The following is a 24,916-nucleotide window of genomic DNA, read 5'->3' as shown; positions in this document are numbered from 1 at the left end:
AAGGATTGGATCTGCTAGCTCGCGTCGATCAGCACCGTACTCTCCGACGACCAGCGCAGCACCACCTGTTGTCCTTCCGCCAGCTTTTCGATGCCGGTGTTCTGCACGATGACCTTGATTGTCTGGCCATCGCGATCGACAAAATACGTGCTGTTGTTGCCGGCGAAGATACGCTTGGAGACCCGCCCCGTGAGCATGTTGGCATGGGCTCGGTCCGGAACGCCGGCATTGGTGGCGATGCGGATCCGTTCGGGCCGCACGGCGCAGCTCGCCTTCATGCCGGCGACAAGCGTAGCCCCCGCGCCTGCGGCAATCCCTGTTCCGTCAGGCAGCCGGATGCCCGTACCAGTGGCGTTGCCGCGAAGGATGTTGGCGTCGCCCAGGAAGGTGGCGGCAAACTCACTCTTCGGCCGATCGTAGATCTCCTCGGGCGGACCTTCCTGCACCAGCTTGCCGTCGCGCAGAATGCCGATACGGTCGCTCATCGTCAGCGCTTCTTCTTGGTCGTGGGTGACGAAGATGGTGGTGATGCCGATCTCGCGCTGGATGCGCTTGAGCTCGATCTGCATGTCGACGCGCAGCGCCTTATCCAGCGCGCCGAGTGGCTCGTCGAGCAACAGCACGCGCGGGCGGATGACGATCGCGCGAGCGAGCGCCACCCGTTGGCGCTGGCCGCCGGACAGCTGGTGCGGCCGGCGGCCGCCGAGCCTGCTGAGCTGCACGAGGTCGAGTGCGCGCTGCACCTCGCTGGCAATCACCGCCTTGGGCTCGCCGCGCACCGACAAGCCGAAGGCGACATTGTCGGAGACGCTCATATTGGGAAACAGCGCGTAGTTCTGGAACACCATGCCGATGCGCCGCTTCTCCACCGGCACCCGCTCGACACTTTCGCCGCCTATGGAGATGCGGCCAGAGTCGGGAAAGTCGAAGCCGGCGATCTGGCGCAGCAGCGTGGTCTTGCCGCTGCCGGAAGGACCGAGCAGGGCGTAGAACCCGCCGTCGGGGAAATCGATCGAGACATCGTCCAGCGCCTTATGCGTGCCAAAACTGCGCGATACATTCGATACCTGCACGCCCGCCATTATTTCTCTCCGCCGAATTTGAAGAAACGCGCCGTCAGCAGCATCAGCGCCATCGACACGACAATGATGATCGTTGAGACAGCATTGATCTCGGGCGTGAAACCCTTGCGGATCGCGGCGTAGATTTCGACTGGCAGCGTCGTTTGGCCGGGCGTCGACAGAAAGTAGGAGACGACGAACTGGTCGAAGGACACGGCGAAGGCGAACAGCCCACCGGCAATGACGCCCGGCATGATCCAGGGCAGCGTGACGCGGTTCGTCACCTGCCATTGATTGGCGCCGAGCGAGCGCGCCGCCTCTTCCAACTCGGGCGCGAAGGTCTGCAGCCGGGCCGATACGACGACGATGACATAGGGCAGTGCAAGCGCGACGTGGCCGAGCAGGATGGCGAACAGGCCGCGCCCAATGCCGACGCCGAAGAAGAAGATCAACATCGCCGTGCCGGTGATCAGCCACGGAATGGCGATTGGCGGAAACAGCAGCACCTGCAGGAATTTCTTGCCGCGAAACTCATACCGGTAGAGCGCCAGTGACGCCGCCGAACCAAGCAAGACGCAGATGATGGTGGTGATGACTGCGATTTCGACGCTGTTCCAAGTGGCTGCGATAAGCTCGTCGTTCTGCCACAACGAGGCGTACCATTCCGTCGTCCATGCGAACGGCAGCTGGTAGAAGGGCGAAACGTTGAAAGACATCAGCGCCATGATGATGATGGGCACATAGAGGAAGGCGAGCAACAGCCAGATGTACAGTCGGCCGAGCCATTCGAGGACACGTGTCGTCGCCATCACGTAGCCCTACGCAGCACCGGCGAGGCAACCGCCAGGATGACGAGCACGACGGCCAACAGGATAAAGGAGAGCGCAGCACCCAGCGGCCAGTTGAACACAGCGACGAACTGGTCCTCGATGACAGTGCCATAAAAGGTGCCGGTACGGCCGCCGAGGATGCGCGGTTCCATGAACGAGCCAACGACCGGCACGAAGATGAGTGCTGCGCCCGCCACTAGGCCCGGCATCGACAGCGGAATGATGACCCGCTTCAGCACCTGCAGCCGCGAGGCGCCGAGCGAGCGCCCGGCCTCGATCAGCGAGTCATCGATGGCCTGCAGGGTCAGATAGCAGGTCAGCACCATGTAAGGCACGTAGGAGTGCACCAGCCCGATGATGACGGCCGGATAGGAATACATGAGATCAATGTTGATCTTGAATGGCAGCACGGCGTTGAGCGCGGTGTCGAGAATGCCCCCTTCACGCAGCACCATCGCCCAGGAGAAGATGCGCACCAGCCCGTTCGACCAGAACGGCAGGATGACAAGCAGGAAAATCGCCTCGCGGCTTCGCCCTTTCAGCACCTTGGCCAGCACATAAGCGGCGGGATAACCGATGACGATGCACCACAGCGTCACCTCGAGGCCGAGGCGCAGTGAGGCCACAAGCAATGTCAGGTAAAGGCTTTGTGAAAAGAAGGCGGCATAGTTTTCGAGCGTGAATGCCCACGGCTTTCCCGACAGCGGCAGGTCGGTCATGAAGGAAAAGAACACCATTGCAGAGAGCGGCAGGAAAATTGCAACCGTCAGCCAGAGATAGGCAGGCGCCAGCAGCGGCAGGGCCGATCTCAGCTCGTTGCGCGACGCGGCTGCAACCTGTACTGCCATGACAATCTCCTCCCAGGACGGGAAGGATCAGCCGACACGATGGTCGGCTGATCGCGGCTTTTGCTGTTACTTCACGTCGACCTTGAGCTGCTGCCAGAGCGACAGATAGGCTTCGCGCTGGGCGTCTGTGATCGGCGCCTGGAACTGGATGCGCTTGGCGACTGCCGGGTCACCCATCACCTTGCGGTTGAACGCATCCGAGGGAAGTGCTTCCACAGCCTTGGTGTTGGCGGATACGGGGGCTCCGACCTTGGTGACCCATTCGACATAGAACTTCGGGTCGATCATGTAGTTGATGAAGGCCTCGGCGCCGGCGACATTCTTGGATCCGACCGGAATGGAGAAGGCGTCGAGCCAGGCGACGGCGCCCTCCTGCGGGATCACGAGCGCGACCGGCAGCTTGAAATGGGTCTTGGCGCGGTCGGCCGAGCCGCTCCAATAGGTGCCGATGTCGATCTGGTTAGAGGCAGCCATCTGGTTCCAGTCGTTCTCCGAGCTCCAGAACGTCTTGATCTGCGGCATCAGCGAAGTGAGCTTCGCCTTGACCGCCTCCATATCCTTGATGTCGTTGATGTTCTGGCCGGTGGCAATGGCGCCGAACTGCACCGCCTCGACGGCATCATCACGGATGGTGACGCGGCCCTTGTGATCGGGATCCCACATTTCGGCGATGCTGGTCGGCGGCTTGTCGAAGGATTTTTCGTTGATGGCGAGCGCCGTCAGTCCCCAGACCCAAGGTACCCCATAGACCTTGCCGTCATGGACGAGCATCGGCGAACTCGCCTTGTCCTTGCTGATGTCGGCATAGTTCGGCAGCTTGGATGTGTCGATCGGCTGGATCAGCTTTTCCGCCATTGCCTGGTCGTTGAAGGCGGCGTTGATCATAACGACGTCGTAGAGGCCGGGATTGGTCCTGAGCTTGGTCAGCATTTCCTGTTCGGAATTGAAGAAGTCGTTGACGACCTTGTTGCCGGTCGCCTTCTCGAACGCCTCGACGGCCCACGGCTCGTCGGCGCCGTAGCCCTTCCAGTTGAGTACGTGCACCTCGTCGGCCTTGGCGGCAAATGCGAGTGCGGAGGTGAAGACGGCGGCCGCCGTCAGCAGGGCAGTCAAGTGGGGCATGCGCATGTTCGTTCCTCTCTGTGTTTGCCCGCTTCCCGGGCTTTGTCAGGCTGTCGGGCGTTTGGCCTCTTGCTTCCGGCCATGGAGGCCGATCGGCGGACCGCCGGCATGGCTTAGGAATGTCCGGATGTCGCAGTCGGTCGGCGCTGATGAACCACCGTGGCGGGTGACGGAAATGGCCGCCGCCGCATTGGCGTAGCGCGCTGCCTCAAAAGGCGGCATGCCGCGCGCCAGCGCGCTGACGAAGGCGCCGATATGGGTATCCCCGGCGCCGTTGGTGTCGATGGCATCGACCTGGAAGCCGGCAATCGTTTTCGCCGAGCCATCGGCCAGCCGCACGTGGCAGCCTTTCGCCCCGGCGCGAATGACGACGCCGACGGCCTTCGGGGAGTGGTCTCTTAGAAGCCGTGACGCGAGTGTCTCGACACCGCCCGGACCGGCAATCGCGGTCGCTTCCGTCGTGTTGCAGCTCAACCAGGTGGTGCGGGCGAGTATCCGCGACAGGATATGGCGAGGAATGTCGGTGATAACAGGTGTTGGGTCGAGGACAAGCGGTGTGTCGGCCGGAAGTGCCTCGATCCAGTCAACAATCGCGTCTCGGCTTCCCGGGTAGCTAAGCGTATAGCCGGAGGTGAACACCCAATCCCCCGGTGCGACCGAGACGGGCGCCATCATGTCAAGGCTCAGCACACTCTCCGCACCAGGCCATGAGACGAAGGTGCGCTCGGCATCGCTGCTGATCATGGCGACGCAATTGCCACTGTCCATAACCGACGATGGCGGCGTGAGTGTCTCGATTCCCTCAGTTGCTAAGGCCGTGCGCAGGAAGTCGCCATTGGGTCCGCTGCCGAGCTGGCCGCCGAACACCACCTTCATGCCGGTGCGGCTGGCTGCGACCATCATGTTGAAGCCGCCGCCGGCGACTTGTGCATAGCTCGACGCGGTCTTCTCCGTGCCCGGTGCCGGCAAGGCATCGATATGGTAGACATAGTCGACCACCGCGCTGCCGACATGGACGAGACGCCCCTTCATGCCGCCGCATCCTTGCCGGTGCTGGTCTTGTCCGCACGGCCCCTAGACGTCCGCGCCGCAACAAGGTCGGCGGCGAGCGCGCTAACCTCCGTCATGTCGATACCCTTGAGGTCTGCAATGCGGTTCTGAGGCAATCGGGAAAGGCCGGTGCAGGCACCGGCCATGCCGGCCGCGATGGCGCCGATCGTGTCGGTGTCGCCACCGAGATTGGCGCTGATGACTGCCGCCTGCCAGGGATCGCCACGGGCGACTTCCAGCACCGCGAATGCAGCCGGAACGGATTCCTGACTGGCGACACCGGTGCCGACCAGATCGGTGATCAGCCGGATCGCGTCCTTCGTCGCCTTGCCGCGTACGAGCTCCTGCGCCCACCCAATACGCGCGGCGATGTCACCGCCGGTCACCCAATTGCCGAGCGTCGCTCCTCGTCTCGCTGCCGCGATGGCGCTGTCGGAAGCGGCGCGCCAGTCACCGCCAGCGATGCCGCGACTGATGGCGGCAGCGACCGCTGCCGCCGAAGCGATTGCGATTGACGTGTTGTGCGTCGCCCTGCAAGTTTCGGCCACTTTGCCGACCAGTGCGTCAAGCGGCTCTGGCGGCATCATGATGCCGACTGGCGCGATGCGCATGGCTGCACCATTTGTGTCGCCGCTGCGTCCCGCTTCCTCGGCTGGCATACCGTTATTGATGGCGTCGATGGCGCGTTTGGTCGATGGTCCCAGCAGATCGTAGCTGCCGCGCGCCTTGACATCGCGTTCCCAGTCGAGCAGCGCGTTGACCCACCGCGCATGGTCGAACCGATTACCGGATTCGACCAGGATACGGCCAAGCAGAAGTGCCTGTTCTGTGTCGTCGGTGATCGTTCCGGCCGGGAGTCCCTTCGACACCGGATGGTCGGCGAAAGGAGCAATGAAGTCCTCGACATGACCGTAGAGTTCGGCAATCCGCGCCGGCGACAAAAGCTGCGTCGGCATTCCCAGCGCATCTCCCAGTGCCCCGCCCACAAGCGCTCCCATGGCCCGATCGGTTATGCTCCCGGTGTCGTCCGGCATCACTCAGAACCTCATATGCAGCGCAAAATGCGCCGGGTTGAGCAGGCTGGTCACATATTCGATCGGCCGGTCATCGGCGGCGCGGGTCAACCGACGACCGCGCAGGAACGGCGTGCCTTGCGGGCAGCCGAGGATTGCGGCGTCCTCTGGGTTGAGCATTTCGATGCCGACCCATTCCTCGCCATGGTCGGGAATGAGGCCGGCGCCGCGAAGCGTCTGGTGCAGGGAACCTTCGCGCAGGCCGCGCAACGGCACGTCCTCCAGTTCGGGTGACAATGGCAGGCGGCTGCGCTCGATTGAGATAGCGTGGCCGTCGCTGGCATTGGTTCGCACCCGATCGACAGCGATGAAAAACGGGTTTTCTATTCCAAGCAGTGCGGCAAGATCGGGGTCCTCGATCACCTCGAGCCGCAGTGTCCGCGTTTCGGCATTGGCGCCGGCGTTGGCGAGCGCCCGCGACCAGCCGATTGAGTCATCAACGGGCTTGCCATCGAAGGTGACGAAAGAGCCGATGCCGACCTTGGTGGTGATCAGCCCGCGGCTGGAAAGTTCCTCGAGGCCCTTGCGGACGGTGTTGCGGCTGACGGAGAAACGCTGGACGAGCTCGTTCTCGCTTTGCAGCCGGTCGCCGAAGCCGAGGACACCGGAGCGGATTTCCTGTTCGAGAACGGTGGCGATCTGTTCGGGCTTGCCCGTGCCGGGAGACGATGGAACCACGCGGCGGACCATAGGCATACCTGTTCATTGCACCTGTATAGTCCTGTGCAATGTATCTGCAAAGCCAGCTCTGTCAACCGACGGCGGAGGGGCCACACAGATAAACCAAGCTGCTTGATGATACCCTGTGGCCGTGAAGGCCATGCGAGGTGCGGCGGGCGAACGGGGTCGCTGGAGATGTCACTGTTCGCTGCTGGAAGACCCCTCGACTACCCCGTCACCATCTGCAGAATGGGGCAGAATGCGGAAGTCGCGCGACTTGGTCCCATGCGCCGCCGTCAGGAAACCATCGGCTGTGAGACCTCGCCTCAAAAGCTCACGTACCGCGGCCGACCGGCTCGGCATGCGCTTGTCGAAGCGCCAGTTCTCCAACGCCGCCAGTTCATCGACGGTCAGCATGATCTGCAATCGTTCCGGGCGTTCCAGTTCGGACATCTCGGCCTCCAGTCATACTAGCCTAAATGCAGCTGAGTTAGTATGTTCCTAATTTTCTGTAGAATTAGGTACGTGAGCAGAATACGTCAAGACCTTCAGATGTGTGAGTCATGCAGAAGTCCGATGAAGCGGATCAAGTATCAAATGGGCAATCAACAAAATACGCTAACTATTTGATATAAAATGGTTTTTTAAGGATTTCGCTTGCCAATCGCGAGCCTTGGGCGCATGGTAGAACCCAAGGGACAAACCGCTCCTGAAGGGAAGGTTTTCCATGCGCTACGGATTTTCGGTTCGCCTGCACGAAGACGTCAGTTCCCGAGTTCGAGCTACATTGCGGTCCGGGATTGCCATCAATCTGACTGCTGTCGCCGAAGCCGTGCGACTGCAGAACCTCGCCGAGAATGTTGCGCGCGAAGACATTGAATGGCTCGTCATGCAAGCCGCCCAACTCCAAGGCGCAGCTATCGAGTTCGACGGCTTCGCGGAAGCCGATCTGGCGGAGTTTGCATGCACTCAGCTGATGCAAAGCAGCCCCGTAGTGGGCGGGGATGCCGTGGAAGACAGAGCGGCCGCTCCGCCGGATCTTGGCCGTCAGACGCATTGAGGCGCAAGCTCTTTCGAGCCCCGCCATGCTCCGCCACGTGCTCGGCAAAAAAGCCCGCCGCCGCAATGGCGGGCTTTGGACTGCTGGAGGTTTGGTGGACGAAGGCCTCTCGGCCCGGTCCGACATTTCATCCGATGTATTCGCCTTAGCGGCGAGCGATCAGCAGGCACAATTGGCGCAGATCGCTGTCGTAAGTGCCTTCGCTGCCGAGCACGTCAACGCAGCGCTTCTTCATCCTGGCCAACTTGTCGCCCGACATGTCGGCAACGACCTGGGGCAAGCTGGGATTGTTGGGGTTGCTGGGATTGGACGGGCTGCTCGGATTGCTTCCACCACCGATCCCGACACCGGCGCCGACATTGATGCCACTGCCGACCCTGACCCCGGCGCCAGCGTTAACGCCGCTGCCTACCGCGGCGCCCGCCGCGATGCCACTGGAACCGCCGATCGTCGCGCCGGCACCGGCGTTGATGCCGCTTCTGGCCCCGACCGATGCGCCGGCGCCCGCGGCGATGCCGCTGGAACCGCCAATCGTTGCGCCGGCACCGGTGTTAATGCCGCCGCTGCCGCCCACCGAGGCACCGAGGCGTGCCTTGATGCCGCCGCTGCCGCCAACCGCTGCGCCGGCACCGGCGGTGATGCCGCCGCGATCGCCAACCGTCGCGCCGGCACCGGCGTTGATGCCGCCGTTGCCGCCGATGGACGTTCCAACGCCAACGGCAATTCCGTTCGCGACATTTACCGGCATCGAGAGCATGAAAAGCACTGCGCTGCCTGCCACCGCACCGGTGATTGTTTTGATCTTGATGGTCATAACATCCTCCTTGCTGTAGTTGCGCTGAGCAGCCCGCGAACTCGCCGGTTGCATTACGCCCTAAGTGCAAGGAAGAAGATCGGTTTCTTTGCCGATCCAATTATTGGCCTCATGGTAAATGTTCAAAGAACAGCCGCGTGAAATTTGTAGTGAAATTTTCCGAAAGTTTTGCTTCGGGATGGCCTCTACCGGTTGAAGCGATGCGAGTGTAAGCTGATGGGCGCCGGGACAGAAGAACGTCGCGCAACCGTCGGCAGCTAAAATAAGGCGAATTCCTAATCTGCAAACAACAACATCAAACCGACCAACGCTAATAGAACAACGGGCCGAGAAGATCCGCGCTGCGCGGGTTTGCTTCACCGTGCTGCGTCATTTTTGCCGGAACCTTTCCATCACCCGTGTTGCTTTCTCTGTAGTCGCCACATGATGATAACCGAACGATGGAGATCAACATGCTTACGAAAATCCTGACAGCCTCCATACTTGCAGCCGGTCTGGCGACCGCAGCGATGGCCCAGAATGCCGGCTCGGACAACAATGCGCCTGGCAGCGAGAAGAGCATCGTCGTCCAGCCCAAGCCGAACGGTATTGACCCTGGCACGACCAGCAGCACGATGGGGACGACGGGTGCCATGAACTCCAATGCGGATGAAAACTGCCCTGCAACCCCGCAAGGAGCTCAACCCGATGCGTCCAACAAGCCTGCCGGGACGGTTTCACCGACTGTCAACGACAACAATTGCGGTAAGTAGTTAGCCGCACCAATCGGGCCTACCATCGCGCGTGGGCTTGCGGCGGCGGGACCGGTCAGGACTGGTTCTGCTGCCGATCACGGAACGACGTGCACGAGCGCCAAGACGATGGGCCCGACCAACCGCGAGATCTAGCGTTGGAATCAAATCCGCTCGAGTTCACGCTTTGCGTGGTCGCGCCTTGGGTTTGGTTCCGTCCTTGGCGGCCGGCGCCGGCTTAGGCTGACGTGCTTTCGGCTTCGGCCGGCTGGCGGTCTCTGTCGTGGCGATTTCTGCGTCGATTTCGGCGGTAGCCTGATCCCAATGCTGCTGATGCGCCCCGTCGGGCCTGCCTGCCTGTTCCCAGATCGCGTGTGCCCGCTGGCGAATCCGTTCCTGCCTGTCCGTCACTGTTGCCTCCGTCGGCTCGGTTCATGCGTAAGCAACTTTGTTCTAGCTGAAATTTCGACCGGCGTCTTGAGCGCTAGGCAACAGCGTCATTGAACCTCTCTGTCACACAGGACGGCGACGCCGAGAAGCGCCGCCTTCTTGATGATCAGCCCTTCAAGGTCGGCGTCCGAGCGCTCGGTTCCGGTGCGTTCGCGCAACAGTGCAATCGCCGCCTTCATCGACAGCAGGCCATCGCCTCGTTCAGCAAGCAGTTTGTCGACGGCGGCGGCCACGTTGACCGGCTCGACATGCGGCAGCATGGGAATGGCTCCTTTCCTTGTTTCGAAACGACAGAGCTCCATCCCGATCGCTCAGGATGGAGCTCTGATTGGTTATTAGACCGTGACCTTTCCCAATCCGGTTCGCGGTTTGGGAACGCCGATCACTCGATGACCTGCACGATCTTGCGAGTGCCTGGGTCGACGAGCACTGTGCGATTGCCGACGACGACGTATCTGTACTGCACGTCGGGAACATCGATCGGTTGCAGCTCGACCGTATCGGGCAACGTGGAACCGATATTGAGCTCCACCCCCAGAAGACTGATCGACGCCAACGGGTGCTTGTGGACGTATTCGCGGATGACCGTCTGCTGTTCGGGCGTGACAATCACCTGGTCCGCGGTGGCCACGCCGACGCCGGCGAGCAACACCAATCCCGCCGCGGCAGGAACAAGGTGGATTTTCATCGTCTACTCCTGTTGTTGCGGGCCTCGCCTTTATGGTTGCGACACGGCATTCCGGTCGAAGCGGCGAACCCTCTACGCAAACGCCCACGCCACCTTGTTGTTCCGTAAGTGGCGGCTAATCGAATGGCGGTGAAGTGCCGTGCGGTGCGGCGAATGGACTGCGGATGAGCTGCGGTGGCCCGCGTCGCAAGACGCGGGCCGATCGGTCTCCCGATCAGCAGCGATACCGGAGGGGGTGATATCGGCTGCGTCTAAAACAACATTTAGGACAAGCTAATGTTCCTAGGCCACTGCAACAAACCTGCCGGCTCGAACGGCGCGGCGTTACCGCCCCGTCGCAGCGCCATGGACAGCCCCTGTGGCAGCAAATGAAGCGGCTACTGCTTGGGCGGCTGTGGCGGCACCTCGCCGGGCTTGATCACCGGGGTCTTGCCGTCATTCGGCGGTGGCGCCGCCATGCCCTGATCGCCCGTTGGCGGCGGCTTCAGCACCCCACCGCATGGCTCGAGCATATCGGACAAATTGTTGCCGGCCGGCTTCTGCTGCTGGCTGTTCTTGTCCGGCGGCTCGACCTTGCAGCGGTCGAATTGCGACTGTTCGCCCGGCTGCGCGGACGCCGGCACCGCCAGTACCAGCGCGCCTAGCATGTACGGCAAGAAAATGAGCGGTCTCATGTCGAGCTCCTTTCGCGCTGACTTGTGAAGCCAGGCAGTCGCGATTGGTTCCGTCGTGCGGCAATGCGCCCGGACCGCAGTGGCCCCGGGAACGGGAACCGGCCGCCAGACTTATGAGTTCAACCACTGAGCCAATTCAGGGCCGCTGACATTATGGAGAACCAGCGATGGAACCGCGCAGGAAAGAACGAACCGACGACGAGACGGAGAGCCCGACCATCCAGCAACAGGACTGGGATGCCATCCGGAGCGGGAGAATTCTCCCAGACGGCGTGCCGCAAAACGGCGACATCCGTTACGACGTCGAGGAAGACGGCGAACTGCCCGAGGAGGACGACGATAACGCTTACCAGGAAAGCGACGAGGCCTTGCCGGACGATACCGATGAACGCGTCATTTCGCGCGATCTCGCACGCGAAGGTGGTCCTTTCGACGAGGAGTGAGCCACCGCCTTTCGCACTCTGCGTCGGCGGCCGGATGAAAGCCCCTGCTTTCAATTCGGGAGATCGAAGACCGGCTCCTGGCAGCGATAGACCAGACATTGACCGTCACGCGTCTTGATATAAGCGGCGCCCGGCACCTGCGGCCAGTCGCATTCGTTGCCGAATTGGCGGACGTATCGGTCGTAGGTGTTCTGTCCGGTGGTCAGCACCACCGAGCGATGCCTCTGGATCAGAAGCTGTGTCTGTTCGCACGTCATCGCGCGGCTGTCCGGCCGGGCATGGGCCGTCGCGGCAAACAGAAGCGCCCCGACTGTCAGGACTGCCGCTTGTGTCAGGACTCTGGCAAGCATGACCACCATCTCCCGTGAAGCCTAACGCGCATCTTGGTCTGGCAAGCGCCGGATCGAGCCGCCCTGTCGCGAAGTAAAGATCGTACAGAATGCGAGGAAAAATGCAAAAAAGCCCGCCGCCCCTTTCGGCGCGGCGGGCTCCAGCTGAACGTCACTATTTCGTCGGGCTTGGGCGGCTTACTCCTCCTTCACCGGCCCGAACCGGCGCACGATCATTTCGAAGACGATGTCCGATAAGGCCGATAGGCGGCAAGCTGGTTAGTGCGGCGCCTCCGGTCCAACTCCGCCAGCAGGCTGAGATATTCCTTCCTTGCCGCCCGGCTGTGCGAGGCCTTTTGCGGGGCCCGGTCTTTCGAGAAACGGCCGGAGGACGGCTTCGAGGCCGCGGATGCGCTGCCTGATTTCGTCATCGCTCAATGCATCCAGATTGTTGATGTTGACACTAAGATCCTTGGGCAGCACCGACAGCACGAGCTTCAGGTACTGGTCGGGCTTTTCGGCGCGCACCTCGGCGATGACGCCGGCGCCATGGGCGCGGAAATCGGCGCGGATCGCTTCGAGGAAGCCGTCGGCCAGCGTCTTCTTCGCCCGCTTGGTTCGGCCGGACTTGCCGGGTGCCTGATCGTGCGGCAGCGGATCGCCGGCGGAAGGAGCCTTGGCCATGCCCTACTCCGCCGTCCCGGCGGAGATCGCCGGCTTCTTGTTGCCTGGCCGCACGATGCGCCTGCGCGGCTTCGCCTTCTTGCCGGCGCGTGCCGACTTCGGCTTCCGCAGCTGGCTTGCCGGTTTCGCATCAGTCGCCGTGCCAGGCCTCATCGCACCGGCGTCAGGCAAGGCACTCAGCCTTGCCCTGAGAATTGCCGCCGCCTTGCCGTCGAGTGCTCCCAACGGGAAGCCGAAGCCGCCGACCGCATCGACGGTACCGCCACGCACCATGCCGATCCGCACGCCGGCGGCAACCTGCTCGAAGCGGCCATGGCGTGCATAGGGTGCGGCGCCGGCGAACTCGCCAATGGCGCTGACGACCTCTCGGCCGTCATCGTCGGTGATGATGGTGGCGTAACGGTTGGGCATGGGGGCTTCTCTGGGATGGGCGAGCGCGTTGCGGGATTCATGGTTGGTGATTTCGCGGTTCCGACGATCGTCAGGTCGCGTTCCTTCGCGCCCCTCTCTGTCCTGCCGACTTCACAGAAGGCAGCTCACGTAACGTTTGGGTCGAAAGGGAGCCTGAAACAAAAAACCCGCCTTGGCGGGCGGGTCGTTGGAGCCAATTAGCACCATACCCAGATTAGTACCATAGCTGCCGGCACAAAGCAAGAACAAAATGTGGCATCGGCGGAAAAGAATGCACTGACGACCTCGCACCTCGTCGGTGAACGGCGCGAAAAGGCGGGGCATTGCGTGAGACTTGCGTTGATGGGATGGTGGTTGCGCTTGAGGGGAACGCGTCATGGGCAATGTCACCAGTCACTACGGCAGCGACGGCATCGTGGATCGCATATTGGCCGCGATCCCGGACGCCGACCCGGCCGAAAAACTCGCGGCCGCGCAACTCTATCCATTCGATCAGCTCCATGGCCGCGAACTGATCGCCACGCGGGAGCATGCGGCCCGTCTTGCTCCTTCGCCGACAGATCGGATCCTGGATATCGGCAGTGGCATTGGCGGGCCGGCAAGGTTTCTGGCCTCGACCTATGGCTGCCAGGTCGACGGCATCGACCTGACACCGGCCTTTGTCGCCGCATCGAGCCGACTGACCGCACTCAGCGGATTGTCTGACAAGGTTAGCTTCCATCAAGCCGACGCGACGAAACTGCCTTTTGGCGACAGCACCTTCGATGCGGCGATCTGCTTCTATGTCGGCATGAACATCGAGAACAAGGCCGCGGTCATCGACGAGGCCCGGCGTGTGCTGAAACCCCGAGGCAGGCTGATCTGGACCGAAGCCGTGCTCGCGGGTGGCGAGCCATACTATCCCATGCCCTGGGCGGTTTCGCCGGCGACCAGTCACCTCGCCGATCGGGAAAAATTGAAAGCCCTGTTTGTCGATGCCGGATTCCGCATCGACGAGATCGTCGACGAAACCGGCGAACATGTTGAGCTGGCGCTGAAGAGAGCCAATTCCGGCATCGTGCCCTCGCCGGCCCAGCAGCAGGCAAATGAAGTCGTCATGGGCACGGAATTCCTGCAGCGCCGCCGTAACTACATCCGAAGCCTGAGTGACGGAAAGCTCGCCTCGCTCGCCGTGATCGTCTCCAAACCGGCCTGAAACAAAAACCCCGCCTCGGCGGGCGGGTCGTTGGAGCCAATTAGCACCATACCCAAATTAGTAGCATAGCTGCCGGCACAAAGCAAGAACAAAATTCACCTGAGACGCGAAAAAATGTGAGAATACCCTCGCCTAAGCCACCGCCGCCCGACCGGTCCTAGACCTGCCTGCCGCCCCACACTGGATCGCAACGCGCGCTGACGCGTTTGAACCCTAGCCAATGGGAGCAAAAGCCATGAACGTCGCCAATCTGCAACTCGAAGGCCTGCTGATGGCCATCGCATCGATCAATCAGGTCCTGGTCCGCAAGGGCGTGCTCTCCGTCGAGGAGATAGACATCGCATTGCGCAAGGCCGAAGCCAGCGAGACCAACGAGGAAAGGTCCGAAGGCATGTCGGCGTCAAGCCGCGACGCCGTCAACTTCCCGATCCGACTGCTGGAGTTGGCCAATCAATGTCAGCCGGAGACGGACATGCCGTCTTTCTCGAAACTGGCGCGCATGGTCGGTCAGATCAAGGAACCTTACAACGACCAGATGTGACGCGGCGATCATAACTGACGCAGCGATCGGAGTTGACACAGCGATAACGGCTGCCGTGCCGGGCTGGCGGCGACTGCTAGCGGCCCTGCAGGATCTTGATCAACTTGCTGCTGTCGGCCCCCGGCGAGGAAAGCCTGCGGTAGTCCGCGTAAGTCAGCCTGCCATTTGCAACGGCATTAAAGAGCCGGTTACAAAAAGCGCTGTCGTATTTTGCGACACTGACATTCATGATTGCTGCGTAAGTCTTTCTTTCGTTGAGCGGCGTGGACCTCTCGCGTGCAATGCATTCGTTGATCGCCACGCGCTTGGTGACAGGGCTGCCTTCAAGCGTGGCATGCATTGTGTTGAATTCGCCTTCGGTCAACGTGGTGCAGCCGGCAAGCAGTGACGCGCCGATCATGGCGGCAGCAAAACGCGTGGCGATGTTCATGAATTCCCCCTCAAGACCCGTGTCTTGCTTAGCCCGCCGAAAGTTGGAAGTACAGAGGGAATGCAGGCGCATCTACAAAAAGCATAAACCTCGAACGCTCGTACTTTAGCTCTCGCTTTTATTTCACTCGACCTGTGATGCCTTGAATGACGGTATCCGGCCGTTCTCGATCGTCACGACGATGCTGGTACGGATTGTGCTGCCGATCTGGCCCTGGTCGCGGTCATAGACCCGACCGCCATTGTCGCAGCCACCCTTCTGAGCGCCTTTACGAGAACGCCGGATCCGAGATTGGGGATCACCCCCTGCCAAGCTTCAGCGCCAGGACGCTGCCCGGCCCGTGCACGGCGGCAAACAGCAGCCCGGCCAGGAAGGTGAAGTGATCGACGAAGAAGCCGAACTCCGCCTGGTTGCCGGCCCAGTGCGACGGCCCGTGGAAGGCGAAGCCCAGGAACAGCACATAGGCGCCGGCGACGAGTGCTGCCCATGAGAAGAAGGCGCCAGTCAGGAAGCATAGAACGAGGACGACCTCGAGCAGGGCTGCACACCAGGCCAAGAACAGCGGGAATGGAAAGCCGGCCGCCGCGATATAGCCGGCGGTGGCGCCGATATCGATAAATTTGAAGATCACGGCCATCAGGAAGACGGCGGCAAAGATCAGGCGGGCGATAAGGATTGCCGCGGTCTGCCACGGCGACTGAACGGTTGATTGAGCGGTTTCCAAGGTCATGATGTCCTCCCAAGAGTTGCGATGGTTGTGCCCCAAGGACGCACCACCAGCCGCAAGCCCGACATCATCCGCCAAAAAGCCTGCGAGATACAAGCGCGGGGCGAGAAGGCCTTACAGGACCAGGGTTCCTCGCCCTCACGAAGTGGGGGAGAGGTGGCGCGGCGAAGCCGCGACGGAGAGGGGGCCTTCGCCTGCATGGAGCAAACGCCCCGCTCGGGCCGCTGCGCGCCCACCTCTCCCCCCGCTGCGCGCGGGGCGAGGAACCAGGTTCAGGACTACCCCACCTTGGCCCCCGGCTGGCTGATCGGCTCCCGTACCGTTCCATACTGGCTGCCCCAGCGGTCGGTCATCGCCCAGCGTATGTCCCAGAGTTCCGGGAAGAAGCGGTGGCGGGCGCCGGCCTCCAGCAATTCGACCGGCCGGCCCTTCAGCGATTTCGCGCCGAGGCCGATCGTGCGGTGAATGAGGTAGAGGTGGTTGGCGCGGAATTTCTGGAACAGCTCGTCGAACTCGACCAGCGCTTCGGCAACGACATAGCTGTCGCCGTGATCGTAGCCGGTATCGTAGACGTCCTCGACCGAGAGACCGCGGCCGTCGAGGTATGACGCCTTGAAGGCCCGCCACAGATCGGGCGGCAGCCGCAACAGCTGCTTGAAGCCCGGTGATTCCTGGCCGCTGCCATTGCCGAGCTGCAGCCGGATCTGCTGGTACTCCTTGGGCGACATGGTTTCGAGCAGGTCGAGCTGCGCCGTCATCAGCCGCATCAGCCGGTGCACGCGCCCCATCAGCGTGACGATGCGATACGTGTCCTGCCTTTCCAGGAAATCGACGACATCGACCAGCGTGTAGGCGATGAGCTTCATCCACAGCTCCTCGACCTGGTGCACGATCTGGAACTGCAGCTCGTCGGCATTGACCATCTCGGCCAGCGGCTTCTGGCAGGCGAGCAGCCTGTCGCATTTGAGGTAGACGCCATAGTCGCGCATCTCAGGCGTTTCGATGCGGGCATAGTAGTCCTGCTTGTCCATGGCCATGCTCCTTGCCGCGGCCCCTCCGGGCGCGGGCGCTGTTGGGTCCCGATCCCCTGAGTCTAATCGCTTTCTTGCCGAACATTGTCCCCTTCTGTTATTCGATTAGCGGTAAACGAAGGACGAAAATTGTCTCTTAAGCAGATTGGAAGAACGAATGATGCTGGATGCGGTCGATCGGAAGATCGTCGCGGCGCTCGAACGCGAGGCCCGCATCTCCTTTGCCGCGCTCGCCGATGAGGTCGGCTTGAGCAAGACGCCGTGCTGGAAGCGGGTCAAGGCGCTTGAGGACGCCGGCGTCATCCGCGGCTACTCGACCCGCATTGACCCGGCAAAGCTCGGCTTCGGCATCGAGGCCTTCATCCAGGTGTCGATCGATTTCGAGCTGTCGGACGCCTTCGAGGCGGCGGTCAAAAAGCATCCGCTGATCCGCCGCTGCCACGCCACGACAGGCGAGGCCGACTATCTGCTGCAGATCGTCACCGTCGACATGATGGCGCTCGACAGGATGCTGCGCGAGGAGCTCAGCCGGCTGCCCGGCGTGCGGCGCACCATCACCTCGATGGCGATGCGCGAGATCAAGGGCGGCATCTCGTTCGCCAATGCCGTCGGGCATACGCAGACCAAGCGATAGACCGGTCAGGCCCTGGTCATCAATTCGCGTCCCAGCCGCTTCGGTTGCTCGGCGCGCAGAACCACATTTGTCGTCACCGTGCCGTAATGGCCGATGCTGTCGACGATGCTTTCAAGATCGGGCGGTGACGGGACCACGACCTTGACCAGAAAACAGTCCTCGCCGGTCACCCGCAGCACCTCGACCACCTCCGGCAACTGGGCGAACTTCTTCAGGCAGGCCTGGATATGCTCATGCGTGGTGCGCAGGCGGATGACCGCCATGGTGCCGAGCCCGAGCGCTGCCGAATCGATCACCGCCTTGTAGCCGGTGATGACGCCGCGCTCCTCCAGCCGCGTCACCCGTTCCGAGGTGGCGGGCTGGGACAGGCCGACGCGGCGGCCAAGCTCGGAGATGCCAATACGGCCATCCTCCTGCATGATCTCGATGATCGCCAGATCGGTGGGGTCGAGCCTTGGCCGATAATCGCTGTTCCGCATGATCGCCTTTAATCCATCGGATTTCTTCGCCGCTTTCCGATGATCTCTCATTCCGCCGCCCGGGAGAAGACCTAGAATTGCGCGCGTTGCATCAGGAGAGAAGGGCTTCGCATGACTGACCTCATCATTGTGCCGGGCATCGGCGGATCCGGCAAAGCCCACTGGCAGACGCATTGGCAGCAGGCAAGGCCCGCGATGCGGCGGTTCAACCCGGCGAGTTGGGACGCGCCGGACTTCGACGACTGGGTGGCTGCGCTGGACACCGCTGTATGCCTGGCAAAGATACCACCGGTGCTCGTCGCCCATAGCCTCGGCTGTCTGCTGGTCGTACACTGGCAGCGGATCTCCCCCCGCGAGATCAGCGGCGCGTTGCTGGTCGCGGTTCCGGACCCTGCGTCGCCGGCTTTCCCGTCCTCCGCCCGGGCCTTCGCCGACGCACCGCAACAACGGCTTCGCTTTCCATCGCTGATTGTCGCCAGCACCAACGATCCCTATGGCTCGCTGGACTATGTCAGGGCGAAATCCGAGCGCTGGGGCAGCGATCTCCATATCGCCGGGCCGCTTGGCCACATCAATGGCGACAGCGGGCTCGGCGACTGGCCGGCGGGAATGGAGCTGCTGACGGCTTTTCTCGGGCAAACGCAGGCAATCGCCCGAGGCGCTGTGCTTCAGCCGTGACAGCACTGGAACGGCTACCGCGCCGCCGCCCTGATCTGGTTTGCGCCGCGGCGCCGCGCCTCAGTTCGATGCTGTGGCAGGCGTGCTGAGTTCGAGGAACGGCACTGTCGAACCCGGGATCATCGACTTCGGCAATTCGCCGTTCCATCTCTCCGCCTTGGTCAGTTCGACCAGCAGCGGATTGTTGGCGATTGCGGCGGCGCGAGCCTTGATGGCGCCCGCGGTCGCATCGCCTTCGACCCTGGTCTTGTAGGCGCTGGCCTCGGCTTCGGCCTTGACGCTGTCGGCGCGGCCCTTGGCCTGGGTGACGGCGATGTCGGCCTTGATCTTTTCCTGCTGCAGGTTCTGTTCCTGCTTCTGCACCTCGACCTGCGCCGTCATCCTGGCTTCGACCGCCTGCTCGTAGGCGTCGGAGAAGTCGATGTTCTCGACCTGCACGCTGTCGATCATCACCGGGCCGTCGGTTACCGCCGCAATGGCGTCGGCGACGTCCTTGTTGAACTTCGCCCGGTTCTGGATCACCGACACCGCGTCGTACTGGCCGAACACCGTCTTGATCTCCTGCGGTGCTTTCCTGGCGATGACACGGTCGGCCAGTGCCTCGATCGATCCATAATTGGTGTAGACGTTGCTGACCTCGGCTGCCGGCACGTGGAAGTTGACGGTGACGCGCATGTCGGCCGGCTGCTGGTCGCGCGAATAGGCCTGCATGGCCGGCAGGCCGCTGCAATCGTTCTGGTTCTCGCAGCCCCATTTGAGCACCTGCTGGCGCAGGCTGATCTTCTCGACGCGCTGCAACCACGGCAGCTTGAAATGCAGTCCGGGATCGACGACCGAACTCAGCGCTCCGTTGGTCAAGAGCACGCCGCGGTCGCCCTGGTCGATCGTGTACCAGGATCCAAACAGCGCAAAGACGCCGAGCGCCACGATGAGGAGTGCGATCAGGCCGGAACCGATCGACCCCGATGCCGTCCCCGGCTTGCCCTGCGGACGGCCTGAACTGCCTTGCGTTTCGGTCATTGCCCCACCCCAACCTGATTGCCCGTGCTGCTTTTGCCCACAATAGTGGCGGCATTGCAATCCTCTGGACATGGAAGGACCTTCGCGCCGGCCTGTCGGACCGGCGGGGTGGTTCAGGCTGGCTAGCGGATTTCCCCTGCAGCCGCAGCGCCGGGTTGGTAGGCGTTGCCTGGCGTCTGCTTCTGCCGTTCGGCATCGCTTTTGCGCTTCGGGCAATCCTCGTAGTCGTGGTCGCGCCCGCCGCAGTAGGAGCAGCATTTTGCCGGCGCGTCGGAGCGAAGCATCGTTGGCATGCACAAGCATGCACGAAACCCGACAGATTGCGAAGGCTTGCGCACCGGCAACGTCGTTTTTCGCCACGGAACCGCTGCCGCCGCATGAAAGTTATCTGCTCATTGCAACCGGAGCACAGGACATGGCCGACGACCCGAACCGCTACGAGACCGGAGCGAGGAAATATCCGGCAAAGACGAGCCCCGACGCGGCCGACGAATTCTCGCAGGATGCGGCCGGCAACAAGCCACCTCCCGGCGGCATGGGATTGACTAGGCCGGCTGACGATTTCGACGACAAGACCCGGCATTCGGAGGGCCAGAACCCGCCGCGCGCAGCGATCCGGCCAGACGACAAAGCTACGGTCAAGAAGCCCGGCAAGGACGCAAGACGATGAACGTCGCCAATCTCCAGTCGAAGGACTGATGATGGCGATCGCGGCCGTCAACAACGCGCTGGTCCACAAGGGCCTGTTATCGGTCGACGAGGTCGACATGGCGTTGCGCCGGGCCGAGGCGGCGATGACCAGCGACGAGCGTCTCTATGAAGACATGTCGCCGTCCAACCGCGACGCCGTCTGCTTTCCGCTCAGGCTGCTGCAGGCGGCCAACAATGCCCGGGGTGAAACCGGCGTGCCATCCTTTGGCGAACTGGCCAGGATGGTCGGCCGGACCAAGGAGCCCTATAACGACCAGATGTGATGGAGGACGCCATGGCCGACGACAAATCCAAGACCAAGCAGGATCGCAAACTGGTCTCCGGCGAAGAGCCTTACGAGGTCGCTGCCTTTGCCCGCAAATACGGCATACCGCAAAGCGAGGCCGCAACCATCATCAAGCGGTACGGCCCCTCGAGGAGGAAGCTCGACGCGCATATGGCGAGCCGCAACGCCTGATCCACGTTTGGCAGCCGCCGCCGTTCAGAAGCGTCCCTGCCCTGCCGCCTTGTCGAGAGTATCTGCACCGTCGGTCGTGCCCTGTCGGGTTCGCCCTGCAGGATTCAACGCCTGGTTTTGACAGCCGCGGAATACTCTCGCGGCGCAACAACTCATTTACCTCGACGCTGTACCAGTCCGGTGAGCAAAGCCGGGGGTCGGATGCAGGAACAATTATTGCGCTACGAATGTGTCATGGAGCCGAACGGCCGATGGATGGTGTGGGACATCGTTCACGATCTGCCGGCGCAATTTTCGGAAATCGCGCTGATCGGCCTGAGCCGTCGTGAAGCGGTTTCGCTCTGCCGGCTGCTCAACGAGACGAGCCGTTCCGAGACGCGGCAGAGCCGGGCCTCCTGAGAAGCGCGTGCGTCTCAGGCCTGCCCAGGCTCAGGGGATTTTTACATGCGATCGACAATATTCGGTCTGATCCTGTTGCTGCCGGCCGCCGCCCTGGCGGAGCCGATCGAGACCCAGAAGATCATCACGGCGGCGACCGGCGACTGGAACGGCGATGGCGCCGCCGATCTGGCGATGATCGTCCAGACCGAGCCCGGCCATCCCATGGACCTGCATTTGTTCCTCAGGGATCGCGACGGCAATTTTCTCAGACCTGCCGGGGTCGTGCATGAACAGATCTACGGCGAATGGAAGGATTACGACCGGCCGGGCCCCGCCACATCCGACACCGAGCCCGAACTCACCGCGCTCCCCAACGGCTCGATCAAGCTCTATATTCCGGCGATGGAGATCGGCAGCGAGCGGACCAACAAGACGCTGACGCTCGCCTGGCGCAACGGCACGTTCGTCGTCGCCGGTTTCGCCTACGAGTATTGGGATTACATGGACGACAATGTTGCCGGCGACTGCGACTACAATGTGCTGACCGGCAAGGGCAAAAGCAGCAAGAAGCTGGCAGACGGCACCACCAGGCAAGCGACCGTATCGGTCGAAGGTAAGGTCATCCCATTCGCGGAATGGACCCCAGGCACTGGCTTCAGCGCTTGCGGAGAGTGAGGGGTTTCGGTTGCCTCACTGCAGCGGCGGCTTCCACAGCAGGCTGTTGCGATCGGCGGACTTGACGCGCAGCCAGGTTTCGCGGCCATCGCGCAGCACCCGGAGCGGGATCTCGGCACCCGCCGGGCCGCTCTTCCAAAGCTTGCGATAAAAATCGGCAAGCCCGTCGACCGCCGTGTCGCGGACATCCGAGATGACGTCGCCTTGGCGAAGGCCCGCCTGGGCGGCCGGACCGCCCTCGGCAACGCTCATCACCACGACCTTGCCGTCGCTCTCGGCCGAGAAGGCGCCGAGCCAGGGCCGCGGCGGCCTGGCGACCTGCCCGCGGGTCAGCAGATCGTCGAGGATGGGCGGCAGAAGATCGATCGGCACCACCATGTTGATGTCGGCGACCTCGCCGTTGCGGCTCATCTGCAGGCGCAGCGAACCGATGCCCAGCAGCCTGCCATCCGCGCCGATCAGGCCGGCGCCGCCCCATGAGGGGTGAGCCGGCGCCGTGAAGATCGCCTCGTCGAGCAGATATTCCCAATAGCCGGCGAATTCCTGCTTGGTGACGATCCGCGCCCGCACGGAGCGGCCGACGCCGTCGGCGAGCACGACGGGATCACCGATCTTCGCCCTGGACGCATCGCCGAGCGCAATGGCGGGAAGCCCGAGCGGCGCCAGCGCCTGCACCAGGCCGAAGCCCGATTCCTGGTCGTAGGCGAGCGCATGGGCGGGAACCACGCGCCCGTCCTGGTCGGCCAGCCAGACCTCCTCGGCCTCGGTGATGAGATAGCCGATGGTGAGCACCAGCCCGTCGCCGCGGATGACCACGCCGCTGCCTTCGCGGCGGGTGCCCAGCGCGTCTGCCGTGAAGGCGTCCTCCGGCACGGTGGCTCGGACGGCCACGATGGATCGCAAAAGGGGTTCGATATTCATGCTTTGGTTCCTGGCGATGTTCGCAGGCTGATATGGGCTATAGGTATGGCGCAGGTGATCAGGCGCAAGAGGCGGCGCCGGCTTTAGCGTGGACCGGCGCCGCGCCGTTCGCGCCGGGTTTTTGCAACTGCGCCGGCAGCCCTATCTGTACCTACGGCTATCCGAAGCTGCCCTATGCAAAGTTCCTCCGCCATTACCCAAGTTGATACCTGATATCCTCCCCAATCCTCCCAACCCAATCTTTCCAAAGGCCTCCCAAATGAACGACTACACAACGGACCAATACACGCCGCCAAAAGTCTGGACCTGGAACAAGGCAAACGGCGGCGCTTTCGCCAGCATCAACCGGCCGATCGCCGGCCCGACGCATGACAAGGAGCTGCCGGTCGGCAAGCATCCGCTGCAGCTTTATTCGCTGGCGACACCGAACGGCGTCAAGGTGACGATCATGCTGGAGGAGCTTCTGGCGCTCGGCCACAGCGGCGCCGAATACGACGCCTGGCTTATCAGGATCAACGACGGCGACCAGTTCGGCAGCGGCTTCGTCGAGGTCAACCCCAACTCCAAGATCCCGGCCATGATGGACCGCAGCGGGAAAAAGCCTGTCCGCATCTTCGAATCCGGTTCGATCCTGCTCTATCTCGCCGAAAAATTCAGCGAATTCCTGCCGACAGAGCAGCCGGCTCGCGCCGAGACCCTGTCATGGCTGTTCTGGCAGATGGGCTCGGCGCCCTATCTCGGCGGCGGCTTCGGCCATTTCTACGTCTATGCGCCAACGAAGATCGAATATGCCATCGACCGCTTCGCCATGGAGACCAAGCGGCAGATGGACGTGCTCGACCGGCGCTTGGCCGAAAGCGAGTATCTCGGCGGCAGCGACTACACGATTGCCGACATTGCGGTGTGGCCCTGGTATGGCGGGCTGGCCAAGGGCCGCATGTACGAAGATTCCGGCGAGTTCCTGCAGGTTGAGCAGTACAAGAACGTGCAGCGCTGGGCCGACGCCATCGACGCGCGCCCGGCGGTCAAGCGCGGCCGCATGGTCAACCGCACCTTCGGCGAGCCTTCGATGCAGCTGCACGAGCGCCATGACGCCAGCGATTTCGAGACGAAGACGCAGGACAAGCTCGAGGCGGCCAAAAGCTAAGCCGACGACGCGCCGATCTCCCGCCTTGTAGGGGAGATCGGCAGCTTCGGCCGACTGCTCAGGCTCGCCTCCACCGCCGCCATCCGCAGCCGGTCGATATTGGCCAGGAATTTCTCGTCGAGCTTGTCGAGGTGCTTCCAGTACATGCCGTCCTCGAAGAAATAGCCGAGTTCCTTCTCCATCCTGTCGGCCTCCTCCGCCCGATCGAGCCGCAGCCGGGCAAGCATCTCCGCCTTCATTTCCGAAAGTTGCGAGGAAGAAAGCGCGCCGAGTTCGTCGAGCGTCAGCCGCGGGAAGATCAGCCGGCTGCTCGGCAGATCGGATAGATTGACGCACAGGCAGCCGCGCCGGAGCGCATGGATGAGCAGGCGGGCCGACTTCGCCTCGAGGTTGCGCAGCGTCACGTCGTTGCGCAAAGGGTCGGCCCGGCCGACGCCGTAAAAATGCGTGTTGCCGGGCTGATCGTAGATCATGTCGCAGCCAAGGAATGCCAGCACGTCCGGCTTCTGGCTGTGGATCGTCCAGTAGGCCGCCGTCATCGACATGGTGCCGCCGGCATAGACGAAGCCGCCAAAGCTGTTTTGCGCCGGCACGTAATGCGAGGCGCTGAATATCTGCGCCTGCTGCAGGGGATCGCCTTGCGGCATCCGCTCCGCCGGGAAATCGCCGGCATGGACGAGGAAATGCCAGTCGGGGCGCACGCGCCAGGCATTGTTGATGGCGACAATCTTGCCGAAGGCCTGCTTGGGCCAGGCCGCGCAGCGCACCACATCGGGCGCGCTGCCGATCAGCAAAATCATGTTTGGCGTTCCGTCGGTGGCCATCATCCCCTCTTCGACCGGCCGACGCGCACCTCGATGCCGCACGGTTGAACAGCTTTATAGCCCTCAACGCCCCATCGAAAACACCAGCCGGATTCACAGGCCGACCAGCAAAGGACCGTTGCCCGCCGATTGTAAAC

Annotated in this window: 36 protein-coding genes and 1 pseudogene; 13 read left to right on the top strand and 24 right to left on the bottom strand. The window is 62.5% G+C overall.

The annotated features are described in order from the left end of the window. Nucleotides 1-14: 14 nt before the first annotated feature. The 8 genes from NKH23_RS29415 to NKH23_RS29380 form a co-directional block, all read right to left on the bottom strand. Nucleotides 15-1,082 (bottom strand): ABC transporter ATP-binding protein, encoded by a 1,068-nt coding sequence (locus NKH23_RS29415; RefSeq protein WP_352912658.1) that lies wholly within the window; start codon nt 1,080-1,082, stop codon nt 15-17. After that, nucleotides 1,082-1,870 (bottom strand): ABC transporter permease, encoded by a 789-nt coding sequence (locus tag NKH23_RS29410; RefSeq protein ID WP_352912657.1) that lies wholly within the window; start codon nt 1,868-1,870, stop codon nt 1,082-1,084. The genes NKH23_RS29415 and NKH23_RS29410 overlap by 1 nt, the downstream gene beginning before the upstream one ends. Further along, nucleotides 1,870-2,739 carry an ABC transporter permease gene (locus NKH23_RS29405; RefSeq protein WP_352912656.1) on the bottom strand — a complete coding sequence of 290 codons (870 nt, stop codon included), beginning with the start codon at nt 2,737-2,739 and terminating at the stop codon, nt 1,870-1,872. Before NKH23_RS29405 ends, NKH23_RS29410 begins: the two co-directional genes overlap by 1 nt. 66 nt (nt 2,740-2,805) lie before the next feature. Further along, nucleotides 2,806-3,867, bottom strand: coding sequence for an ABC transporter substrate-binding protein (locus NKH23_RS29400; RefSeq protein ID WP_352912655.1), 1,062 nt, complete (start codon nt 3,865-3,867; stop codon nt 2,806-2,808). A gap of 39 nt (nt 3,868-3,906) precedes the next feature. After that, nucleotides 3,907-4,893, bottom strand: a complete 987-nt coding sequence (locus tag NKH23_RS29395; RefSeq protein WP_352717035.1) for a PfkB family carbohydrate kinase — start codon at nt 4,891-4,893, stop codon at nt 3,907-3,909. Then, nucleotides 4,890-5,945, bottom strand: coding sequence for an ADP-ribosylglycohydrolase family protein (locus tag NKH23_RS29390; RefSeq protein WP_352912654.1), 1,056 nt, complete (start codon nt 5,943-5,945; stop codon nt 4,890-4,892). Before NKH23_RS29390 ends, NKH23_RS29395 begins: the two co-directional genes overlap by 4 nt. A gap of 3 nt (nt 5,946-5,948) precedes the next feature. Beyond that, nucleotides 5,949-6,674, bottom strand: a complete 726-nt coding sequence (locus NKH23_RS29385) for a GntR family transcriptional regulator (protein WP_352912836.1) — start codon at nt 6,672-6,674, stop codon at nt 5,949-5,951. 168 nt (nt 6,675-6,842) lie between these two features. Next, nucleotides 6,843-7,097, bottom strand: coding sequence for a hypothetical protein (locus tag NKH23_RS29380; protein WP_353036017.1), 255 nt, complete (start codon nt 7,095-7,097; stop codon nt 6,843-6,845). 274 nt (nt 7,098-7,371) lie between these two features. On the opposite strand from NKH23_RS29380, the gene NKH23_RS29375 reads away from it, so the two are divergent. Next, nucleotides 7,372-7,704, top strand: a complete 333-nt coding sequence (locus NKH23_RS29375) for a hypothetical protein (protein WP_352912652.1) — start codon at nt 7,372-7,374, stop codon at nt 7,702-7,704. Between the two features lie 145 nt (nt 7,705-7,849). Here NKH23_RS29375 and NKH23_RS29370 read toward each other — a convergent pair whose 3' ends face one another. Further along, a complete protein-coding gene (locus NKH23_RS29370; RefSeq protein ID WP_353036015.1) occupies nt 7,850-8,518 on the bottom strand; it encodes a hypothetical protein in 669 nt (222 codons plus the stop codon). A gap of 440 nt (nt 8,519-8,958) precedes the next feature. Between NKH23_RS29370 and NKH23_RS29365 the strand changes: the two genes are divergently transcribed. After that, entirely contained in the window at nt 8,959-9,270 is a 312-nt protein-coding gene (locus NKH23_RS29365; RefSeq protein WP_352912650.1) for a hypothetical protein, read from the top strand. 159 nt (nt 9,271-9,429) lie between these two features. Here the strand turns inward: NKH23_RS29365 and NKH23_RS29360 are convergent, their stop codons facing one another. The 4 genes from NKH23_RS29360 to NKH23_RS29345 form a co-directional block, all read right to left on the bottom strand. Further along, a complete protein-coding gene (locus tag NKH23_RS29360; protein WP_352717044.1) occupies nt 9,430-9,660 on the bottom strand; it encodes a DUF2934 domain-containing protein in 231 nt (76 codons plus the stop codon). Between the two features lie 86 nt (nt 9,661-9,746). Continuing rightward, nucleotides 9,747-9,959, bottom strand: coding sequence for a hypothetical protein (locus NKH23_RS29355; protein WP_352452715.1), 213 nt, complete (start codon nt 9,957-9,959; stop codon nt 9,747-9,749). 122 nt (nt 9,960-10,081) lie between these two features. After that, nucleotides 10,082-10,387: a DUF1236 domain-containing protein gene (locus NKH23_RS29350; protein WP_352717046.1), complete on the bottom strand. Its 306-nt coding sequence runs from the start codon at nt 10,385-10,387 to the stop codon at nt 10,082-10,084. Between the two features lie 377 nt (nt 10,388-10,764). Next, nucleotides 10,765-11,061, bottom strand: a complete 297-nt coding sequence (locus NKH23_RS29345) for a hypothetical protein (RefSeq protein ID WP_352912649.1) — start codon at nt 11,059-11,061, stop codon at nt 10,765-10,767. Nucleotides 11,062-11,228: 167 nt separating this feature from the next. Between NKH23_RS29345 and NKH23_RS29340 the strand changes: the two genes are divergently transcribed. Beyond that, on the top strand, nt 11,229-11,504 hold the full coding sequence (locus NKH23_RS29340; protein ID WP_352979356.1) for a hypothetical protein: 276 nt from the start codon (nt 11,229-11,231) through the stop codon (nt 11,502-11,504). A 50-nt stretch (nt 11,505-11,554) separates the two neighbouring features. Here NKH23_RS29340 and NKH23_RS29335 read toward each other — a convergent pair whose 3' ends face one another. The 3 genes from NKH23_RS29335 to NKH23_RS29325 all read right to left on the bottom strand — a co-directional run bounded on the left by NKH23_RS29335 (nt 11,555) and on the right by NKH23_RS29325 (nt 12,928). Continuing rightward, nucleotides 11,555-11,854 carry a hypothetical protein gene (locus tag NKH23_RS29335; RefSeq protein WP_352465306.1) on the bottom strand — a complete coding sequence of 100 codons (300 nt, stop codon included), beginning with the start codon at nt 11,852-11,854 and terminating at the stop codon, nt 11,555-11,557. 258 nt (nt 11,855-12,112) lie between these two features. Then, a complete protein-coding gene (locus NKH23_RS29330; protein ID WP_352717050.1) occupies nt 12,113-12,517 on the bottom strand; it encodes a hypothetical protein in 405 nt (134 codons plus the stop codon). A gap of 3 nt (nt 12,518-12,520) precedes the next feature. Then, complete coding sequence (locus NKH23_RS29325) at nt 12,521-12,928, bottom strand: hypothetical protein (protein WP_352717051.1); 408 nt, start codon at nt 12,926-12,928, stop codon at nt 12,521-12,523. A gap of 376 nt (nt 12,929-13,304) precedes the next feature. Between NKH23_RS29325 and NKH23_RS29320 the strand changes: the two genes are divergently transcribed. Then, complete coding sequence (locus tag NKH23_RS29320; RefSeq protein ID WP_352717053.1) at nt 13,305-14,123, top strand: class I SAM-dependent methyltransferase; 819 nt, start codon at nt 13,305-13,307, stop codon at nt 14,121-14,123. Nucleotides 14,124-14,358: 235 nt separating this feature from the next. After that, nucleotides 14,359-14,664, top strand: coding sequence for a hypothetical protein (locus tag NKH23_RS29315; RefSeq protein WP_023675713.1), 306 nt, complete (start codon nt 14,359-14,361; stop codon nt 14,662-14,664). A 76-nt stretch (nt 14,665-14,740) separates the two neighbouring features. Here NKH23_RS29315 and NKH23_RS29310 read toward each other — a convergent pair whose 3' ends face one another. The 3 genes from NKH23_RS29310 to NKH23_RS29300 all read right to left on the bottom strand — a co-directional run bounded on the left by NKH23_RS29310 (nt 14,741) and on the right by NKH23_RS29300 (nt 16,852). Next, nucleotides 14,741-15,094, bottom strand: coding sequence for a hypothetical protein (locus NKH23_RS29310; RefSeq protein ID WP_352516633.1), 354 nt, complete (start codon nt 15,092-15,094; stop codon nt 14,741-14,743). Between the two features lie 298 nt (nt 15,095-15,392). Further along, on the bottom strand, nt 15,393-15,824 hold the full coding sequence (locus NKH23_RS29305) for a DoxX family protein (protein ID WP_352912647.1): 432 nt from the start codon (nt 15,822-15,824) through the stop codon (nt 15,393-15,395). Between the two features lie 275 nt (nt 15,825-16,099). Beyond that, nucleotides 16,100-16,852, bottom strand: coding sequence for a tryptophan 2,3-dioxygenase family protein (locus NKH23_RS29300; RefSeq protein WP_352717055.1), 753 nt, complete (start codon nt 16,850-16,852; stop codon nt 16,100-16,102). A 157-nt stretch (nt 16,853-17,009) separates the two neighbouring features. Here NKH23_RS29300 and NKH23_RS29295 point away from each other — a divergent pair, with 157 nt between their 5' ends. Next, nucleotides 17,010-17,486: an Lrp/AsnC family transcriptional regulator gene (locus NKH23_RS29295; protein ID WP_245274655.1), complete on the top strand. Its 477-nt coding sequence runs from the start codon at nt 17,010-17,012 to the stop codon at nt 17,484-17,486. 5 nt (nt 17,487-17,491) lie between these two features. Here the strand turns inward: NKH23_RS29295 and NKH23_RS29290 are convergent, their stop codons facing one another. Continuing rightward, nucleotides 17,492-17,965: an Lrp/AsnC family transcriptional regulator gene (locus NKH23_RS29290; protein WP_353036012.1), complete on the bottom strand. Its 474-nt coding sequence runs from the start codon at nt 17,963-17,965 to the stop codon at nt 17,492-17,494. A 111-nt stretch (nt 17,966-18,076) separates the two neighbouring features. Between NKH23_RS29290 and NKH23_RS29285 the strand changes: the two genes are divergently transcribed. Next, complete coding sequence (locus tag NKH23_RS29285; protein WP_352717057.1) at nt 18,077-18,643, top strand: RBBP9/YdeN family alpha/beta hydrolase; 567 nt, start codon at nt 18,077-18,079, stop codon at nt 18,641-18,643. Nucleotides 18,644-18,703: 60 nt separating this feature from the next. Here the strand turns inward: NKH23_RS29285 and NKH23_RS29280 are convergent, their stop codons facing one another. Beyond that, nucleotides 18,704-19,663 carry a prohibitin family protein gene (locus NKH23_RS29280; protein ID WP_352912646.1) on the bottom strand — a complete coding sequence of 320 codons (960 nt, stop codon included), beginning with the start codon at nt 19,661-19,663 and terminating at the stop codon, nt 18,704-18,706. 122 nt (nt 19,664-19,785) lie between these two features. Beyond that, a complete protein-coding gene (locus NKH23_RS29275) occupies nt 19,786-19,956 on the bottom strand; it encodes a hypothetical protein (protein WP_352912645.1) in 171 nt (56 codons plus the stop codon). 122 nt (nt 19,957-20,078) lie between these two features. On the opposite strand from NKH23_RS29275, the gene NKH23_RS29270 reads away from it, so the two are divergent. The 5 genes and pseudogenes from NKH23_RS29270 (at nt 20,079) to NKH23_RS29250 (ending at nt 21,887) form a co-directional block, all read left to right on the top strand. Continuing rightward, nucleotides 20,079-20,333 carry a hypothetical protein gene (locus NKH23_RS29270; protein WP_352717063.1) on the top strand — a complete coding sequence of 85 codons (255 nt, stop codon included), beginning with the start codon at nt 20,079-20,081 and terminating at the stop codon, nt 20,331-20,333. Next, nucleotides 20,330-20,637: pseudogene (locus tag NKH23_RS29265) on the top strand (hypothetical protein). Before NKH23_RS29270 ends, NKH23_RS29265 begins: the two are co-directional and overlap by 4 nt. An 11-nt stretch (nt 20,638-20,648) precedes the next feature. Beyond that, a complete protein-coding gene (locus NKH23_RS29260; RefSeq protein WP_023675702.1) occupies nt 20,649-20,831 on the top strand; it encodes a DUF3606 domain-containing protein in 183 nt (60 codons plus the stop codon). Nucleotides 20,832-21,032: 201 nt separating this feature from the next. Further along, nucleotides 21,033-21,230 carry a hypothetical protein gene (locus tag NKH23_RS29255; protein WP_031211486.1) on the top strand — a complete coding sequence of 66 codons (198 nt, stop codon included), beginning with the start codon at nt 21,033-21,035 and terminating at the stop codon, nt 21,228-21,230. A gap of 45 nt (nt 21,231-21,275) precedes the next feature. Then, nucleotides 21,276-21,887, top strand: coding sequence for a hypothetical protein (locus NKH23_RS29250; RefSeq protein WP_352717064.1), 612 nt, complete (start codon nt 21,276-21,278; stop codon nt 21,885-21,887). 15 nt (nt 21,888-21,902) lie between these two features. On the opposite strand, the gene NKH23_RS29245 is transcribed toward NKH23_RS29250, so the two are convergent. Next, nucleotides 21,903-22,808 (bottom strand): S1C family serine protease, encoded by a 906-nt coding sequence (locus NKH23_RS29245; RefSeq protein ID WP_352465364.1) that lies wholly within the window; start codon nt 22,806-22,808, stop codon nt 21,903-21,905. A gap of 259 nt (nt 22,809-23,067) precedes the next feature. On the opposite strand from NKH23_RS29245, the gene yghU reads away from it, so the two are divergent. Further along, on the top strand, nt 23,068-23,955 hold the full coding sequence (yghU, locus tag NKH23_RS29240; protein ID WP_352717067.1) for a glutathione-dependent disulfide-bond oxidoreductase: 888 nt from the start codon (nt 23,068-23,070) through the stop codon (nt 23,953-23,955). On the opposite strand, the gene NKH23_RS29235 is transcribed toward yghU, so the two are convergent. After that, nucleotides 23,952-24,755 carry a hypothetical protein gene (locus NKH23_RS29235; protein WP_353036010.1) on the bottom strand — a complete coding sequence of 268 codons (804 nt, stop codon included), beginning with the start codon at nt 24,753-24,755 and terminating at the stop codon, nt 23,952-23,954. The two genes, yghU and NKH23_RS29235, sit on opposite strands and share 4 nt — an antisense overlap. Nucleotides 24,756-24,916 lie beyond the last annotated feature (161 nt).

This window comes from Mesorhizobium sp. M1328 (genome assembly GCF_040318075.1).
In the GTDB taxonomy this organism is placed as follows: domain Bacteria; phylum Pseudomonadota; class Alphaproteobacteria; order Rhizobiales; family Rhizobiaceae; genus Mesorhizobium.
The sequence above is the reverse complement of the archived record's forward strand: the minus strand, read 5'-3'. Positions and strand labels throughout refer to the sequence as shown.

Bases quoted from the DNA above. Each gene is read 5' to 3' on its own strand.
- NKH23_RS29415 (WP_352912658.1), bottom strand. From the start codon at position 1,082: ATGGCGGGCGTGCAGGTATCGAATGTATCGCGCAGTTTTGGCACGCAT.
- NKH23_RS29410 (WP_352912657.1), bottom strand. From the start codon at position 1,870: ATGGCGACGACACGTGTCCTCGAATGGCTCGGCCGACTGTACATCTGG.
- NKH23_RS29405 (WP_352912656.1), bottom strand. From the start codon at position 2,739: ATGGCAGTACAGGTTGCAGCCGCGTCGCGCAACGAGCTGAGATCGGCC.
- NKH23_RS29400 (WP_352912655.1), bottom strand. From the start codon at position 3,867: ATGCGCATGCCCCACTTGACTGCCCTGCTGACGGCGGCCGCCGTCTTC.
- NKH23_RS29395 (WP_352717035.1), bottom strand. From the start codon at position 4,893: ATGAAGGGGCGTCTCGTCCATGTCGGCAGCGCGGTGGTCGACTATGTC.
- NKH23_RS29390 (WP_352912654.1), bottom strand. From the start codon at position 5,945: ATGCCGGACGACACCGGGAGCATAACCGATCGGGCCATGGGAGCGCTT.
- NKH23_RS29385 (WP_352912836.1), bottom strand. From the start codon at position 6,674: ATGGTCCGCCGCGTGGTTCCATCGTCTCCCGGCACGGGCAAGCCCGAA.
- NKH23_RS29380 (WP_353036017.1), bottom strand. From the start codon at position 7,097: ATGTCCGAACTGGAACGCCCGGAACGATTGCAGATCATGCTGACCGTC.
- NKH23_RS29375 (WP_352912652.1), top strand. From the start codon at position 7,372: ATGCGCTACGGATTTTCGGTTCGCCTGCACGAAGACGTCAGTTCCCGA.
- NKH23_RS29370 (WP_353036015.1), bottom strand. From the start codon at position 8,518: ATGACCATCAAGATCAAAACAATCACCGGTGCGGTGGCAGGCAGCGCA.
- NKH23_RS29365 (WP_352912650.1), top strand. From the start codon at position 8,959: ATGGAGATCAACATGCTTACGAAAATCCTGACAGCCTCCATACTTGCA.
- NKH23_RS29355 (WP_352452715.1), bottom strand. From the start codon at position 9,959: ATGCTGCCGCATGTCGAGCCGGTCAACGTGGCCGCCGCCGTCGACAAA.
- NKH23_RS29350 (WP_352717046.1), bottom strand. From the start codon at position 10,387: ATGAAAATCCACCTTGTTCCTGCCGCGGCGGGATTGGTGTTGCTCGCC.
- NKH23_RS29345 (WP_352912649.1), bottom strand. From the start codon at position 11,061: ATGAGACCGCTCATTTTCTTGCCGTACATGCTAGGCGCGCTGGTACTG.
- NKH23_RS29340 (WP_352979356.1), top strand. From the start codon at position 11,229: ATGGAACCGCGCAGGAAAGAACGAACCGACGACGAGACGGAGAGCCCG.
- NKH23_RS29335 (WP_352465306.1), bottom strand. From the start codon at position 11,854: ATGCTTGCCAGAGTCCTGACACAAGCGGCAGTCCTGACAGTCGGGGCG.
- NKH23_RS29330 (WP_352717050.1), bottom strand. From the start codon at position 12,517: ATGGCCAAGGCTCCTTCCGCCGGCGATCCGCTGCCGCACGATCAGGCA.
- NKH23_RS29325 (WP_352717051.1), bottom strand. From the start codon at position 12,928: ATGCCCAACCGTTACGCCACCATCATCACCGACGATGACGGCCGAGAG.
- NKH23_RS29320 (WP_352717053.1), top strand. From the start codon at position 13,305: ATGGGCAATGTCACCAGTCACTACGGCAGCGACGGCATCGTGGATCGC.
- NKH23_RS29315 (WP_023675713.1), top strand. From the start codon at position 14,359: ATGAACGTCGCCAATCTGCAACTCGAAGGCCTGCTGATGGCCATCGCA.
- NKH23_RS29310 (WP_352516633.1), bottom strand. From the start codon at position 15,094: ATGAACATCGCCACGCGTTTTGCTGCCGCCATGATCGGCGCGTCACTG.
- NKH23_RS29305 (WP_352912647.1), bottom strand. From the start codon at position 15,824: ATGACCTTGGAAACCGCTCAATCAACCGTTCAGTCGCCGTGGCAGACC.
- NKH23_RS29300 (WP_352717055.1), bottom strand. From the start codon at position 16,852: ATGGACAAGCAGGACTACTATGCCCGCATCGAAACGCCTGAGATGCGC.
- NKH23_RS29295 (WP_245274655.1), top strand. From the start codon at position 17,010: ATGATGCTGGATGCGGTCGATCGGAAGATCGTCGCGGCGCTCGAACGC.
- NKH23_RS29290 (WP_353036012.1), bottom strand. From the start codon at position 17,965: ATGCGGAACAGCGATTATCGGCCAAGGCTCGACCCCACCGATCTGGCG.
- NKH23_RS29285 (WP_352717057.1), top strand. From the start codon at position 18,077: ATGACTGACCTCATCATTGTGCCGGGCATCGGCGGATCCGGCAAAGCC.
- NKH23_RS29280 (WP_352912646.1), bottom strand. From the start codon at position 19,663: ATGACCGAAACGCAAGGCAGTTCAGGCCGTCCGCAGGGCAAGCCGGGG.
- NKH23_RS29275 (WP_352912645.1), bottom strand. From the start codon at position 19,956: ATGCCAACGATGCTTCGCTCCGACGCGCCGGCAAAATGCTGCTCCTAC.
- NKH23_RS29270 (WP_352717063.1), top strand. From the start codon at position 20,079: ATGGCCGACGACCCGAACCGCTACGAGACCGGAGCGAGGAAATATCCG.
- NKH23_RS29260 (WP_023675702.1), top strand. From the start codon at position 20,649: ATGGCCGACGACAAATCCAAGACCAAGCAGGATCGCAAACTGGTCTCC.
- NKH23_RS29255 (WP_031211486.1), top strand. From the start codon at position 21,033: ATGCAGGAACAATTATTGCGCTACGAATGTGTCATGGAGCCGAACGGC.
- NKH23_RS29250 (WP_352717064.1), top strand. From the start codon at position 21,276: ATGCGATCGACAATATTCGGTCTGATCCTGTTGCTGCCGGCCGCCGCC.
- NKH23_RS29245 (WP_352465364.1), bottom strand. From the start codon at position 22,808: ATGAATATCGAACCCCTTTTGCGATCCATCGTGGCCGTCCGAGCCACC.
- yghU (WP_352717067.1), top strand. From the start codon at position 23,068: ATGAACGACTACACAACGGACCAATACACGCCGCCAAAAGTCTGGACC.
- NKH23_RS29235 (WP_353036010.1), bottom strand. From the start codon at position 24,755: ATGATTTTGCTGATCGGCAGCGCGCCCGATGTGGTGCGCTGCGCGGCC.